General features: G+C 66.6%; 13 protein-coding genes. 4 read left to right on the forward strand and 9 right to left on the reverse strand.

All coding sequences use genetic code 11. The features are described 5' to 3' along the window. Positions 1–67: 67 nt before the first annotated feature. From panB to hda, 6 genes are read right to left on the reverse strand one after another with little or no spacing between them, the layout of a single operon-like run. Positions 68–883, reverse strand: coding sequence for a 3-methyl-2-oxobutanoate hydroxymethyltransferase (gene panB, locus DIE21_RS14010; RefSeq protein WP_124498262.1), 816 nt, complete (start codon positions 881–883; stop codon positions 68–70). Positions 884–925: 42 nt separating this feature from the next. Further along, entirely contained in the window at positions 926–1,612 is a 687-nt protein-coding gene (locus DIE21_RS14015; protein WP_124498263.1) for a deoxynucleoside kinase, read from the reverse strand. Then, on the reverse strand, positions 1,609–2,151 hold the full coding sequence (gene folK / locus DIE21_RS14020; protein ID WP_124498264.1) for a 2-amino-4-hydroxy-6-hydroxymethyldihydropteridine diphosphokinase: 543 nt from the start codon (positions 2,149–2,151) through the stop codon (positions 1,609–1,611). The genes DIE21_RS14015 and folK overlap by 4 nt, the downstream gene beginning before the upstream one ends. Before the next feature lie 35 nt (positions 2,152–2,186). Next, entirely contained in the window at positions 2,187–3,722 is a 1,536-nt protein-coding gene (gene pcnB / locus DIE21_RS14025; protein ID WP_124498265.1) for a polynucleotide adenylyltransferase PcnB, read from the reverse strand. Positions 3,723–3,727: 5 nt separating this feature from the next. After that, positions 3,728–4,405, reverse strand: a complete 678-nt coding sequence (locus DIE21_RS14030; RefSeq protein ID WP_124498266.1) for an HAD family phosphatase — start codon at positions 4,403–4,405, stop codon at positions 3,728–3,730. 11 nt (positions 4,406–4,416) lie between these two features. After that, a complete protein-coding gene (gene hda, locus DIE21_RS14035) occupies positions 4,417–5,151 on the reverse strand; it encodes a DnaA regulatory inactivator Hda (RefSeq protein WP_006760485.1) in 735 nt (244 codons plus the stop codon). Between the two features lie 247 nt (positions 5,152–5,398). Between hda and purM the strand changes: the two genes are divergently transcribed. Then, positions 5,399–6,454 carry a phosphoribosylformylglycinamidine cyclo-ligase gene (gene purM / locus DIE21_RS14040; RefSeq protein WP_057926698.1) on the forward strand — a complete coding sequence of 352 codons (1,056 nt, stop codon included), beginning with the start codon at positions 5,399–5,401 and terminating at the stop codon, positions 6,452–6,454. A 108-nt stretch (positions 6,455–6,562) separates the two neighbouring features. Beyond that, on the forward strand, positions 6,563–6,964 hold the full coding sequence (locus DIE21_RS14045) for an SgcJ/EcaC family oxidoreductase (RefSeq protein ID WP_124498268.1): 402 nt from the start codon (positions 6,563–6,565) through the stop codon (positions 6,962–6,964). A gap of 51 nt (positions 6,965–7,015) precedes the next feature. On the opposite strand, the gene miaA is transcribed toward DIE21_RS14045, so the two are convergent. Next, positions 7,016–7,990 (reverse strand): tRNA (adenosine(37)-N6)-dimethylallyltransferase MiaA, encoded by a 975-nt coding sequence (gene miaA, locus DIE21_RS14050; RefSeq protein WP_124498269.1) that lies wholly within the window; start codon positions 7,988–7,990, stop codon positions 7,016–7,018. Beyond that, entirely contained in the window at positions 7,987–9,972 is a 1,986-nt protein-coding gene (mutL, locus tag DIE21_RS14055; protein ID WP_124498270.1) for a DNA mismatch repair endonuclease MutL, read from the reverse strand. Before mutL ends, miaA begins: the two co-directional genes overlap by 4 nt. Positions 9,973–10,146: 174 nt before the next feature. Here mutL and DIE21_RS14060 point away from each other — a divergent pair, with 174 nt between their 5' ends. Further along, on the forward strand, positions 10,147–10,830 hold the full coding sequence (locus tag DIE21_RS14060) for a DedA family protein (RefSeq protein WP_124498271.1): 684 nt from the start codon (positions 10,147–10,149) through the stop codon (positions 10,828–10,830). A 76-nt stretch (positions 10,831–10,906) separates the two neighbouring features. On the opposite strand, the gene DIE21_RS14065 is transcribed toward DIE21_RS14060, so the two are convergent. Further along, complete coding sequence (locus DIE21_RS14065; RefSeq protein ID WP_124498272.1) at positions 10,907–11,719, reverse strand: mechanosensitive ion channel family protein; 813 nt, start codon at positions 11,717–11,719, stop codon at positions 10,907–10,909. Positions 11,720–12,094: 375 nt separating this feature from the next. On the opposite strand from DIE21_RS14065, the gene DIE21_RS14070 reads away from it, so the two are divergent. Beyond that, positions 12,095–13,573: a hypothetical protein gene (locus DIE21_RS14070; RefSeq protein WP_124498273.1), complete on the forward strand. Its 1,479-nt coding sequence runs from the start codon at positions 12,095–12,097 to the stop codon at positions 13,571–13,573. Positions 13,574–13,592 lie beyond the last annotated feature (19 nt).

Genomic DNA, 13,592 nt, shown 5'->3' on the forward strand with positions numbered 1-13,592 from the left:
GCCCCGCGAAGGGCGCCGCGCTTTTTTGTATCGGGACGGCGCCGGCGAACGAGCCGCCGGCCGCACGTCAGAACGAGTGTTCCGGACCGGGGAACGAGCCGTCCTTTACCGCGCGCACATAGGCTTCGACGGCCGCCTGGATGGTCGGCTGGCCCTGCATGAAATCCTTCACGAAGCGCGGACGCTTGCCGGGGAAAATGCCGAGCATGTCGTGCAGCACGAGCACCTGGCCCGAGCAGTCGGCGCCGGCGCCGATGCCGATCGTCGGAACGCGCAGCATGTGCGTGACCTCGGAGCCGATGAGGGTCGGCACGGCCTCGAGCAGGACGGCCTGCGCGCCGGCTTCCTCGACCGCGCGCGCGTCGCGCAGCAGTTGCGCGGCGCCGGCCTCGGTCTTGCCCTGTACCTTGAAGCCGCCGAACGCGTGCACGGACTGCGGCGTGAGGCCCACGTGCGCGCACACGGGCACCGCGCGTTCGACGAGGAAGCGGATCGTCTCGGCGAGCCATTCGCCGCCTTCGAGCTTGATCATCTGCGCACCGGCGCGCATCAGCTTGACGGCGCTCGCGAATGCCTCGGCCGGCGTGCCGTACGTGCCGAACGGCAAATCGGCCATGATCAGCGCGCGCGGCTGCACGCGCGCGACGCACGCGGTGTGGTATGCGATGTCGTCGAGCGACACGGGCAGCGTGGTCGTGTGGCCCTGCAGCACGTTGCCGAGCGAATCGCCGATCAGCAGCACGTCGACGCCCGAGCGATCGAGCAGCGACGAAAAGCTCGCGTCGTAGCAGGTGAGCATCGCGATCTTCTCGCCGGCGTCGCGCATTGCCTGCAGCTTGGGCACCGTGACGGCAGGCCGGCTCGATTCCTGGAGATAGGTCATGGGAAATCCGGTTCGATGGTGAAAACGACGGGCGAGGACGCGTCAGCGCGTCGTTTCGCCCTTGACGAAGAATTCCTTGCGGCCGCGCATCGTCTCGATGCGTTCGACCAGCAGCGCGAGGTCTTCGGGGGAATCCAGCGGGTTCAGGTGTTCGGCTGCGACCGTCAGTACCGGCGTGCGGTCGTAGTGATAGAAGAATTCGTTGTACGCGTCGACGAGCGAGCGCAGGTACGCGTCGCTGATCTGCAGCTCCATCGGCAGCCCGCGCTTCTGGATGCGCGAGAACAGCACCTCGGGGCTCGCCTGAAGGTAGACGACGAGATCGGGCGCGGGGGCCTGCGGCACGTCGAGGTGGGTCGCGATCGACCGGTACAGCTGCCATTCGTCTTCCGGCAGGTTCAGCCGCGCGAAGATGTCGTTCTTCTGCGGCATGAAATCGGCGACGACGGGCCGGCCCGTGTCGAGCGCGCCGATCAGTTCGCGCGCCTGCTGCGCGCGCTGCAGCGCGAACGACAGCTGCGCGGGCAGCGCGTAGCGCGCGGTATCGCGGTAGAAGCGTTCGAGGAACGGGTTGTCCTGCGGGCGTTCGAGCAGCATCTGCATCGACCAGCGCTCGCCGAGCAGGCGCGCGAGCGTCGTCTTGCCGACGCCGATCGGGCCTTCGATCACGAGATAGCGATGCGGGGCGCGCAGGTCGGGGGCGGTGACGGTCAGCGGAGTGGTGTTCATCGACAGGGGTTCTTGTCGGCGTCTGCGCCGGCGGCAAGGGCCTTCTGCATCAGGCATTGACAGGTCTGCACCTTCTCGACGCGCTGGTCGGCGACCGCGGCGAGGAACGCATCGGCGCGGCCGCGCGCGGGGATGTCGAGCGCCGGCTCGATTTCGACGAGCGGCACGAGCGCGAATGCGCGGTCGGTGAGGCGCGGATGCGGGACGATCAGGTCGGGTTCGTCGATCGAATCGGTGCCGAACAGCAGGATGTCGAGGTCGAGCGTGCGCGGCGCGTTGCGATACGGGCGCTCGCGCCCGAAGTGATGTTCGATCTTCTGGCAGAGCGCGAGCAGCTCCCGGGCCGACAGCGTCGTGTCGAGCTTGACGACGCAGTTGTAGTAATCGTCGCCGCCCGCTTCGAAGGGCGCCGTGCGATACAGGCTCGATTTGCCGAGGATCGAGATGGTGCGCTGCTGCGCAAGGCACACCACCGCGTCCTTCAGGGTCTGGCGCGCATCGCCGAGATTCGCCCCCAGTCCGATATATGCAACCGTCATGGCATCACTTCCTACGTCGTTCGCCGCCGAGCGCGTCAGTCGTCGGAACCGCCTGCGGTGTCCGGCGCCTGCTCGGCTGCGCCTTCGCCCGGCTTGCGGTTTCGCGCACCGCCGCGGCGGCGCCGCTTGCGGGGCGATTTTTCCTTCGAGCCGCCCTGCGTGAGCAGGGCCTCGCGGGCGGCTGCGTCGCCTTCGATGAAATCCGTCCACCACTGTCCGACTTCCGCATCGAGCTCGCCGGATTCGCAGCGTAACAGGAGGAAATCATACCCCGCTCTAAACCTTTGGTGTTCCAGCAGCCGCATCGCGCTGCGGCCCGAGCGTTTTTCCAGGCGCAGCTGCAGGCCCCAGATCTCGCGCATGTCGGCCGAATAGCGCTTGTGGATCGCGAGCTTCTCGGTCTGCATGTCGAGCACGTCGTCCATCGCGCGATGGAGCGCCGGCACCGGGATTTCGCCTTCGGCCGTGTATTGCTCGAAGCGCTGGCGCATGTCGTGCCACAGCAGCGTCGCGAACAGGAAGCCCGGCGACACCGGCTTGCCGGCGCGCACGCGCGCATCGGTGTTGTTCAGCGCGAGCGTGATGAACTTCTCGCCCTGCGGCTGTTCCAGCACCACGTCGAGGAGCGGCAGCAGCCCGTGGTGCAGGCCTTCCTTGCGAAGCTGCTTCAGGCACGCGAGCGCATGGCCCGACAGCAGCAGCTTCAGCATTTCGTCGAACAGGCGCGCGGCCGGCACGTTGTTGATCAGGTCGGCGAGCGCGTTGATCGGCTCGCGCGTGTGCGGCTCGATCTCGAAGCCGAGCTTCGCCGCGAAGCGCACGACGCGCAGCATCCGCACCGGATCCTCGCGATAGCGCGTGGCCGGGTCGCCGATCATCCGCAGCAGGCGGGCGCGCACGTCGGCCATCCCGTCGTGGTAGTCGAGCACCGTCTGCGTCGACGGGTCGTAGTACATCGCGTTGATCGTGAAGTCGCGGCGCGCGGCGTCTTCGTGCTGCTCGCCCCACACGTTGTCGCGCAGCACGCGGCCGCTCGCGTCCACCGCGTGCGTGCGGCGGTCGAGCTCGTCGCGCTTCAGGCGTTTCGGCGGCTCGGCCGCGGCGGCTTCGGGCGGGGCGTCGACCAGCGCGCGGAACGTCGACACCTCGATCAGTTCCTGGCCGAACTGCACGTGGACGATCTGGAAGCGGCGGCCGATCAGGCGTGCACGGCGGAACAGGCGCTGCACCTCGGTCGGCGTCGCGTCGGTCGCGACGTCGAAGTCCTTCGGCGCGATGCCGAGCAGCAGGTCGCGCACCGCGCCGCCGACGATGAATGCGCGAAAGCCCGCCTGCTGCAGCGTGTCGGTCACGCGCACCGCGTTCTTCGAGATCAGCGACGGGTCGATCCGGTGCACGCTGGCCGGCACGACGGTCGGTTCGTGATTGCCGCGCGGCTTTTTGGCGCTCGCGCCGCGGCTGCCCTTTGCGGGGCGCGAGGCAGGGGCCGTGTCGGCGGCGGGCGCCTCGACGGGCGACGTTTGTTCGGCGCCGTCCTGGCCGAGCAGCTTGCGAATGAATTTTTTGATCACGACGTTCAGAAAAGATCGAGGATGCGCCAGCCGCGGTCGCTTGCATGCGCACGCAGCGTGTCGTCGGGGTTGGTCGCGATCGGGTCGGTGACTTTCTCGAGCAACGGGATGTCGTTGTGCGAGTCGCTGTAGAAGTAGCTGTGTTCGAAGTCGTCCCAGTGCTTGCCGAGCGACGCGAGCCATGCTTCGGTGCGCACGATCTTGCCTTCGCGATAGCTCGGCGTGCCGGTCGGCCGGCCCGTGTACGGCGAGTCGGGGTGCCCGTCGGTCGTTTCGACCTCGCACGCGATCAGCGTGTCGACGCCGAACGCGGTCGCGATCGGACGCGTGATGAATTCGTTGGTCGCGGTCACGACGCAGCACAGGTCGCCGGCATCGAGGTGCTTGCGCACGAGCTCGAGCGCGGCGGGCGTCATCGCGGGGCGGATCACCTCGTGCATGTATTGCTCGTGCCATTGCGCGAGCTGCGCGCGCGAATACTTCGCGAGCGGCGTGAGCATCGCGCACAGGTACGCATGGATGTCGAGCTTGCCGGCCTTGTAGTCGGCGAAGAACTGATCGTTCTGACGCGAGAAGCTTTCCGCGTCGACGATGCCGAGCTTCACCATGAAGCGGCCCCATTCGTGGTCGCTATCGGTCGGGATCAGCGTGTGATCGAGGTCAAAGAGTGCCAGATTAGTCATGGAAGGGCATTTTACTCGAAGCGGTTCGGGCCTGTGCCCGGTGGTGCGATGTCGTCGCCGGGGCGGGCCAGCATCCGGCGCAGCAGCGGCAGCGTGACGGCGCGTTTCTGCTCGAGCGAGAAGCGGTCGAGCGCGTCGAGCAGCGCCATCAGGCTCGGCATGTCGCGGCGGAAATGGGTCAGCAGGTACGCGGCGATGTCGTCGGTGAGCGCGATCCCGCGCTCCTTCGCCGCCAGTTTCAGCACGGCGATCTTGCCGGCGTCGGACGGCGGCGACAGGTGGAACACGAGCCCCCAGCCGAGGCGCGTGCGCAGATCCTCGCGCACGTCGAGCGCGAGCGGCGCCGCGGGGCCTGCCGCGACGAACGCGCTCGACGGGTGCGCGCGGACCTCGTTGAACAGGTTGAACAGCGCGACCTGCTGCGTGTCGCTCATCCGGTCGCAGTCGTCGATCGCGTAGATGCCGATGCGCGGGTCGAACGTGAACGCGCCGAGCGGGCTCTGCGGCGTCAGGTAGCGCGCGTAGCCGTACGACGCATCGCTCACGAGCGCCTGCAGCAGGTGGGTGCGGCCGCTGCCGGGCTCGCCCCAGATGTAGAACGACCGGTCCGGCACGGGCCCCGCCGCGAGCGCGAGGTCGAGCTTCTGGAGCCGCGAGATGAGCTCGTCGTTCTCCTCGTTCATGATGAAGTTGTCGAACGTGGCCGGCGGCGGCGTGCCGAGATCGAGCGTCAGTTGACGGGACACAACAGTCACAATGCGGGTCGGTTGATGAAGCGCGCGCCGAACGCCGGGCACGCGCGGGGGGCTGCTCCGGTGCCTGCACACGCGGCCGCACGCACGGCGGCGCGCGGGTTCCGGCGCGGCTCGCGTAGCGAAGAAAACGGGGACGTGTCGACCAAGATGCAATCCCTGACGATTCGGTGCTGGGAATTCCGGCCAACGGGCCGGCTTCGGGTAAAATCGCATTTTACCGACCTTCTCGCATTCCCCCATGAATCCTCCGAAATCCGCTCCCGACGCTCAGGGTCTGTCCTACCGCGACGCAGGCGTCGACATCGACGCGGGCGACGCGCTCATCGACAAGATCAAGCCTTTTGCGAAGAAAACCCTGCGCGACGGCGTGCTCGGCGGCATCGGCGGGTTCGGCGCGCTGTTCGAAGTGCCGAAGAAGTACAAGGAGCCGGTGCTCGTGTCGGGCACCGACGGCGTGGGCACCAAGCTCAAGCTGGCCTTTCATCTGAACAAACACGACACCGTCGGCCAGGATCTCGTCGCGATGAGCGTGAACGACATCCTCGTGCAGGGTGCCGAGCCGCTGTTCTTCCTCGACTACTTCGCGTGCGGCAAGCTCGACGTCGACACGGCCGCCACGGTCGTCAAGGGCATCGCGCACGGCTGTGAACTGTCGGGATGCGCGCTGATCGGCGGTGAAACGGCCGAAATGCCGGGCATGTACCCGGACGGCGAATACGACCTGGCCGGTTTCGCGGTCGGCGCGGTCGAGAAGAGCAAGATCATCGACGGCAGCACGATCGCCGAAGGCGATGTCGTGCTCGGCCTCGCGTCGAGCGGCATCCACTCGAACGGCTTCTCGCTCGTGCGCAAGATCATCGAGCGCGCGAACCCCGATCTGTCGGCCGATTTCCACGGCCGCTCGCTGGCCGACACGCTGATGGCGCCGACGCGCATCTACGTGAAGCCGCTGCTCGCGCTGATGCAGAAGCTGTCAGTGAAGGGCATGGCCCACATCACCGGCGGCGGCCTCGTCGAGAACATTCCGCGCGTGCTGCGCGAAGGCCTCACGGCCGAGCTCGACCAGAACGCATGGCCGCTGCCGCCGCTGTTCAAGTGGCTGCAGGAGCACGGCGGCGTCGCCGACGCGGAAATGCACCGCGTGTTCAACTGCGGGATCGGGATGGCCGTGATCGTGTCGGCGGCGGACGCCGACGCGGCGATCGCCGACCTGACGGCCGCCGGCGAACAGGTGTGGAAGATCGGCACCGTGCGTGCGAGCCGTGAAGGCGAGGCGCAGACGGTCGTGGTCTGACGCACCGCAAGCAGGATGCAGCAAGGAAAGCCGCCCGGAGTCGATCCGGGCGGCTTTTTTTTCTGGCGCGGCCTGGTGTAGCGGCACGCCGCCGAAGGAGGAGCGACGATGACCGAAGACGAACGCGCGATTCGCGACCTGGTGGAAACCTGGTTCGTGTCGAGCCGGCGCGGCGATCTGGCGACCGTGCTCGACCTGATCGCCGACGACGCGATTTTCGCGGTGGCCGGCAAGCCGCCGTTCGACAAGGCGGCGTTCGCGGCCGCGTCGCGCGACGCGAACGCGGCGACGGGCAACGGGCCGAAGGTCGACGGCCGTTACCGGATCGACGAACTGCGTGTGATGGGCGACTGGGCGTACTTGCGCAATTTCCTCGAGATCGACGTGACGCCGCCGGGGGGGGGGGGCGACACCGTGCGCCGCTCCGGCCACACGCTGACGATCTTCCGCAAGCGGGATGGCCGCCGGCAGCTCACGCGCGACGCGAATCTCGTGACGCTCGCGCACTGAGCGCGGCCGCGTGAGTGCTTCCGGGCGGCTGGCCGGACCGTATGCGGGGAATCAGGCCGGCAGGCGGTCGTCCAGCACGCGTTCGAGCGTGTCGAGTGCCTGCGCCGTCGAATCCGGCGCGACGCAGTCGACGACGAGCCGCTCCGGCATCGCGCGCAGCCACGTGATCTGCCGTTTGCACAGCTGGCGCGTCGCGAAGATGCCCTTGTCGCGCATGGTCCGGTAGTCGGTGTCGCCGTCGAGGAATTCCCATGCCTGCCGGTAGCCGACGCAGCGCATCGACGGCAGGCCGAGATGCAGATCCTCGCGGCGGCGCAGCCGTTCGACCTCGTCGATGAAGCCCGCGTCGAGCATCGCGTCGAAGCGTTGGGCGATGCGCGCGTGCAGCACCGCGCGGTCCGACGGCTCGAGCGCGACCGGTACGAAGCGGTACGCGGCGGCCTCGTCGTCCGCGCGTCGCGGCGCGGCGAGCAGCACCGACATCGGCTGACCGCTCAGCAGGAACACTTCGAGCGCCCGCTGGATCCGCTGCGAATCGTTCGGCGCGAGCCGCGCGGCCGTCGCGGGGTCGACCTGCGCGAGCCGTGCATGCAGGGCGGGCCAGCCGTCGCGCGCGGCGTCGGCGTCGAGCGCCGCGCGCACGGCCGGATCGGCGGTCGGCAGGTCGTTGAGACCCTGCGTCAGCGCCTTGTAGTACAGCATCGTGCCGCCCGCGAGCAGCGGCGTGCGGCCGCGCGCGGCGATCTCGCCGATCAGGCGCAGCGCGTCCGCGCGGAATTCGGCCGCCGAATACGCATCGGCCGGGTCGATGATGTCGATCAGGTGGTGCGGCACGCTCGCGCGCTCGTCGCGCGTCGGTTTCGCGGTGCCGATATCCATGTCGCGGTAGACGAGCGCCGAATCGACGCTGACGATCTCGATCGGACGGCGCGCGGCGAGCGCCAGTGCGGCGGCCGTCTTGCCCGACGCGGTGGGGCCGAGCAGGCAGGCGATCGTCGTTGGCGGGGATTGCAGTGAAGCGCTCATTGCCCGCGCATGAAGAGGCGGTCGAGATCGTTCAGCGTGAGCTGATACCACGTCGGCCGGCCGTGATTGCATTGATCCGCGCGTTCGGTCGCTTCCATCTGGCGCAGCAGCGCGTTCATCTCGTCGAGCGTCAGGCGCCGGTTTGCGCGCACCGCGTGGTGACACGCGAGCGTGCCGAGCAGTTCGTGCTGGCGCTCGGTGAGCACGCGCGAGCCGCCGAACGCGTGCAGGTCGGCGAGCACGGCGCGTGCGAGCGATTGAAGGTCTGCGTCCTTCAGCAGCGCGGGCACCGCGCGGATCGCGAGCGTCGTCGGCGACAGCACCGCGAGGTCGAAGCCGAGCGATTCGAGCGTGTCGCGTTCTTCCTCGACCGTGCCGATCTCGACCGGCGTCGCCGTCATCGATATCGGCAGCAGCAGCGACTGCACGGCGACCGTGCGGTCGGCCAGCGCGTTCTTGAACTGTTCGTACAGGATCCGTTCGTGCGCCGCGTGCATGTCGACGATCACAAGGCCGTGCGCGTTCTGCGCGAGCACGTAGATCCCGTGGATCTGGCCAAGCGCGAAGCCGAGCGGCTGCTCGTCGTGCGCGCCGGCAGCGAGCGGGGTCGCCGTGAAACCCGGCAGCGGCGCGACCGGTGCATCCGCCGCATCGCGCGCGACGATCGTCGCGCCGTCCGGCGTGCCCGCGCCCGTGTCCTTGCGGCCGAACAGCGCGTCGTAGAGGGCGAGCGGCTGCGCGACCGGCAGCGTGCCTTGCGTCATGCGTGCCTGGCGCATCCACGTGTTGCCCGCCGACGATGGCGACGACGGCGACGAGAAACCGCTGCCGCCCGTGCCGGCGGCCGCGCCCTGGCCAAGCGGCGTATTCAGGAACGACGTGGGACCGCCCGGCGCCGGTGAGAGTTGCGCGGCATGGCCACCCGCGGTGGTTTCCGGCGACGCGCCGGCATGGCGCGCGAGTGCGCGCTGCACCGCGTGGAAGACGTACTGGTGGATCGAGCGCGAATCGCGGAAGCGCACTTCGATCTTCGACGGGTGCACGTTCACGTCGACCGCTTCGGGCGGCAGGTCGAGGAACAGCACGTACGACGGGTAGCGGTCGCCGTGCAGCACGTCCTCGTACGCCGCGCGCACCGCGTGCGTGAGCAGCTTGTCGCGCACGAAGCGGCCGTTGACGAAGAAGTATTGCTGGTCCGCGCGGCCGCGGCTCGCGGTCGGCAAGCCCGCGCAGCCGTAGACGGCGAGCGGCCCGGCCTGCTCGTCGAGCGGCAGGTGCGCGGTCGCGAAGCCGTCGCCGAGGATCTTCGCGACGCGCTGCGCGGGTTCGGTCGCGTTCCAGTGCTCGACGGCCTTGCCGTTGTGCAGCACCGAGATCGCGACGTCCGGCCGCGCGAGCGCCGCGCGGCGGATCATTTCGAGGCAGTGGCCGAACTCCGTCTGCTCGCTTTTCAGGAACTTGCGGCGCGCGGGCGTGTTGAAGTACAGCTCGCGCACCTCGATCGTCGTGCCGACCGCGCCGGCGGCCGGCGACAGCGCGCCCGTGGTCGCGTCGATCTTCGTCGCATGCGCGACGTCGGCCGTGCGGCTCGTGATCGACATCTCGGCCACCGACGCGATCGACGCGAGCGCTTCGCCGCGAAACCCGAGCGTCGCGACCGCCTCGAGCTCCTCGAGCGAGCGGATCTTGCTCGTCGCGTGGCGCATCAGCGCGAGCGGCAGCTCGCCGGGCGGAATCCCGCAGCCGTCGTCGGTGATCGAGATGCGCTTGACGCCGCCTTCCTCGAGCACGATGCGCAGCGTCGTCGCGCCGGCGTCCATCGCGTTCTCGAGCAGTTCCTTGACGACCGACGCCGGGCGTTCGACGACCTCGCCGGCGGCGATCTGGCTGATCAGCTGGTCGGGCAGGGGCTGGATCGCGCGCAGCGGGCGCGGAGCGGGGGCGGGCACGGCGCCCGCGGCCGTTTCGGTGATGTCGGACATGGCCGAATTATAGCGAGGCGGCGGGCGAGTGCCGGCGCCGTGGTCGGTTACGCTTTTTCACGGAGCCTTAAGGGACTTTCGGTATGATGACTGCGTCTCGCGCACCGCCTTGTCCGGTGGTGCGCTTCCGCATTCTCCGGCCGTTCCGGCCTTTTCGCCTTCGAGGAATCGCATTTGGATACGCTGCTTCATTTCGTCAACCTGGTCCTGCATATCGACGCGTTCCTCGGCGACTTCATCCGGCAATACGGCGCGTGGGTATATCTGGTGTTGTTCCTGATCGTGTTCTGCGAGACGGGGCTCGTCGTGTTGCCGTTCCTGCCCGGCGATTCGCTGCTGTTCATCGGCGGCGCGTTCGCGGCGACGGGCGACATGAATGTCGGCGCGCTGATCGTGCTGCTGCTCGTCGCGGCGATTGCCGGCAACACCGTGAACTACGTGATCGGCCGCTGGATCGGCCCGAAGGTGTTCAATACCCATATCCCGGTGCTCGAGCGCTTCCTTGACCGCGCGGCGCTGGAGAAGACCCACTCGTTCTACGACAACCACGGCGGCAAGACGATCGTGCTCGCGCGCTTCATCCCGGTCGTGCGCACGTTTGCACCGTTCGTGGCCGGCGCGTCGTCGATGAGCTTCGCGCGCTTCCAGCTGTTCAACGTGATCGGCGCGCTGGTCTGGGTGCTGCTGCTGGTGCTGCTCGGCTACTTCTTCGGCAATATCCCGTTCATTCGCCAGTATTTGAACGTGATCGTGCTGGTGGGGATCGGCGCGGCGATCGTGCCGGTCGCGTTCGGCGCGCTGTGGAAGCTGGTGCGCGGGCGGCGCTCGGATAATGCGCCGAAGACGGGCGGGCGCTGAGCCGGCACGGTTTCGTTTCTTCGCAATAAAAGCGTGGCGGCTGTGAGCTGCCACGCTTTTTTTTCGTCCGTGCGGTTCAGGTATTGCGATGCGAGATCGGCGTTTCGGGCGTCGGGTATTGCGCGTCGCGGAACGTCTCGAGGATCACGCGGTTGGTATCGCAGTACACCTGCCAGTAGTTCTCCGGCTGCGTCGACGGGCGCACGAACAACAGCGGGCCTTCCGGCGTGAACTGCAGCACGCCGACGTCCGGCGCCGGCACTTTCATCACGTTCGGGATCAACTGGATCTGCGTCTTCAGGCGGTTGATCGCATCGACCGCGTCGACGCTGTTCGCGATCTTCGCGGTCAGGTCGACGCGGCGATGCGGCGTCGCGCTGTAGTTCGCGATGTTGTCCGAGAAGATCTTGTTGTTGCCGACGATCGTCACGATGTTGTCGGGCGTGATGATCGTCGTGCCGAACAAGCCGAGTTCCTTCACGGTGCCCGTGACGCCGCCCGCGCTGATCACGTCGCCGATCTTGAACGGGCGCAGCACCTGCATGAACACGCCGGCGGCAAAGTGCGCGAGCAGGCCGCCCCAGGCGGTGCCGATCGCGAGGCCGAGGCCCGCGAGCAGCGCGGCGAACGACGTGGTCTGCACGCCGAAGATCTGCAGGATCGCGAGGATCAGCAGGATCGTCAGCAGCACGCTGACGACCGAGGTCAGGTAGTCGGTCAGCGTCGGGTCGACCTTGCCGCTGCGGCGCACGACCTTGCCGAGCAGGCGGGTGGCGATGCGGATCGCCCAGCGGCCGATGAACCACAGGACGATCGCGGCGAGGAGGTTGAGGCCGAAGTCGAGGCCGCGGGTCATCAGGAATTGCTGGGCGGTGGCTAGGTTCGGCATGGGGGCTCCGCAGTGAGGTGAAGGGAGACTGACCTTGGAAACGTCGGACCGTTTATAACCGAGCCGGTTTACTCTGGCAACTTCGTCAAACAATCGGGCTGGCGCGTTCGTAGCACGTTTGCTCTCAGTTCGATTGGTCGAATCGCCTGTAACGCAGACACATGAGTTGTCGCGCATCTCGGTGCGTGCACGATTCACGATTTATCTCGTTCGTGTTGTACTCTGATCTTGCACGATCGATTGGCTGTTTCAATGCCGTTTAAGCGCGCCTTGCGTGGTGTCGATGATTTAACGACTGGCATAGCTGGCGGGCGAGATCCGGGACAGTCGATTGCAATTCGGAGAGATGCAGGGTTCAACCGGGATAGAGATTAAATGGGCAACACGCGAAGAAAAATCCTTGCGACCTTGGCGAATACACTGTTCGGTGGCAGCGCTGTACTGGCGGCATTTGCTCGTCCGGCCGGTGCTGCAACTGGCGACGCGGCAGCCGACTATTCAGATCGGGCGCTGGATCCGGTCGATTTCGGCGCAAAAGGCGATGGCGTGACCGACGATACGCAAGCATTGCTGAAGCTTGCCGTATTGCCCGCCGCATTGCGAATAGATGGCCGGGGACGGACGTATGTCGTATCGCAGCCGATCGCGTTTTCCCGGCAGGTCGATCTGAAGATCCGACTAAAGGCGTCTGGTGCATTTCCGCAAGCCGGCAACATGCTGGTGATCGGCGCGGATCAATCCGTCATCGATATCGATGTCGACGGCAACACACGCTCGCTGGTCGGTGTGAAGGTTTCGGGGAACGGCGTACACGGCAGGGTGCGTGGAGAAAATATCTACGGCAGCGACGTCAAGGTTGGCGGGGGAATGCAGAGCGTGCTTTTCGTCACCGGTAATAACTGCCGAATCGACGTGCACGGAGAAAATCTGCCGGCGGCGCATGCCACCAATCCGTCGGTGCCCCGGGTCCTGAGTACCGGGGCCGTTACTGGATGCGTTTTCGGCAGCGTCACGGGAAATAACGTGACCGCTTTGTGGGTCAATCAGGCTGGCGAAGTCGTCGTGAATCTCCTGCGCGCATACAAATGCGGAAACAACGGCATTTACGATATTGCCGCAGGCGGCAAGGTCAAGGTCGGTACCGCGATATTCGAAGATGATTTGGGCCTGAATCTGCAGACGGTCGTCAGCGAAAGCGATGTGTCCATCGGATCGTTGATCGTGCGCGACGTGTGGGGCTATGCCGCGGTCGACAAGGGGGGGGATCTGAAGATCGGAAATTACTCGATTCAGAATCGCTCGTCTCGAAAAGCCCACCAGGTGGCTGTTGCGCGTGAAAAGGCGACAACGTGCGAGATCGAGATCGGCGAAGTCACAGGGACGTACATGCTGACGGCCGCCTCCAATGGTGGTGGTGTTTTTCAGTTTTACGACGGAAATATCTCGACCCTGAAAGTCGGTCGTATCAAGCTCGCGCTCCTCTATGGGCCGGGGTCGACAACCGAACTGTTTCGCCAGACGAGCGGACACGGAGCGTGCGAAATTGACGATCTCGCACTGACTTTGACCGATACAACCGGACGGTTGACGCAGGCAACGGTGCTGTCATGGAATTTCCCGAACTACGACAAGCCGTCCTATCTGAACCACTGTTCCCTTGTCAGCTCCAGCGCGTCGCTGAGAGTGCGAAACGTGGCGCAACCGAACATGACGACGATGGATGTTGGATTGTTGAAGGGCGACGGCTCCATCGTGTCAAGCCCGACATCGGTCAGCCCGCGCAAGCCTGGGCCGCTGTCCCGGGATCGACATGCCGAAAGCCGTGACTATCGGAAAGATGGACACGACCAATAGTGAGTCAAGGGTAACCGAC

This window comes from Burkholderia sp. Bp9140, assembly GCF_003853425.1.
Lineage (GTDB): Bacteria > Pseudomonadota > Gammaproteobacteria > Burkholderiales > Burkholderiaceae > Burkholderia.

Coding starts and splice junctions, on each gene's coding strand:
- purM (WP_057926698.1), top strand. CDS start 5,399: ATGAATCCTCCGAAATCCGCTCCCGACGCTCAGGGTCTGTCCTACCGC.
- DIE21_RS14065 (WP_124498272.1), bottom strand. CDS start 11,719: ATGCCGAACCTAGCCACCGCCCAGCAATTCCTGATGACCCGCGGCCTC.
- folK (WP_124498264.1), bottom strand. CDS start 2,151: ATGACGGTTGCATATATCGGACTGGGGGCGAATCTCGGCGATGCGCGC.
- mutL (WP_124498270.1), bottom strand. CDS start 9,972: ATGTCCGACATCACCGAAACGGCCGCGGGCGCCGTGCCCGCCCCCGCT.
- DIE21_RS14015 (WP_124498263.1), bottom strand. CDS start 1,612: ATGAACACCACTCCGCTGACCGTCACCGCCCCCGACCTGCGCGCCCCG.
- DIE21_RS14030 (WP_124498266.1), bottom strand. CDS start 4,405: ATGACTAATCTGGCACTCTTTGACCTCGATCACACGCTGATCCCGACC.
- miaA (WP_124498269.1), bottom strand. CDS start 7,990: ATGAGCGCTTCACTGCAATCCCCGCCAACGACGATCGCCTGCCTGCTC.
- DIE21_RS14045 (WP_124498268.1), top strand. CDS start 6,563: ATGACCGAAGACGAACGCGCGATTCGCGACCTGGTGGAAACCTGGTTC.
- DIE21_RS14070 (WP_124498273.1), top strand. CDS start 12,095: ATGGGCAACACGCGAAGAAAAATCCTTGCGACCTTGGCGAATACACTG.
- panB (WP_124498262.1), bottom strand. CDS start 883: ATGACCTATCTCCAGGAATCGAGCCGGCCTGCCGTCACGGTGCCCAAG.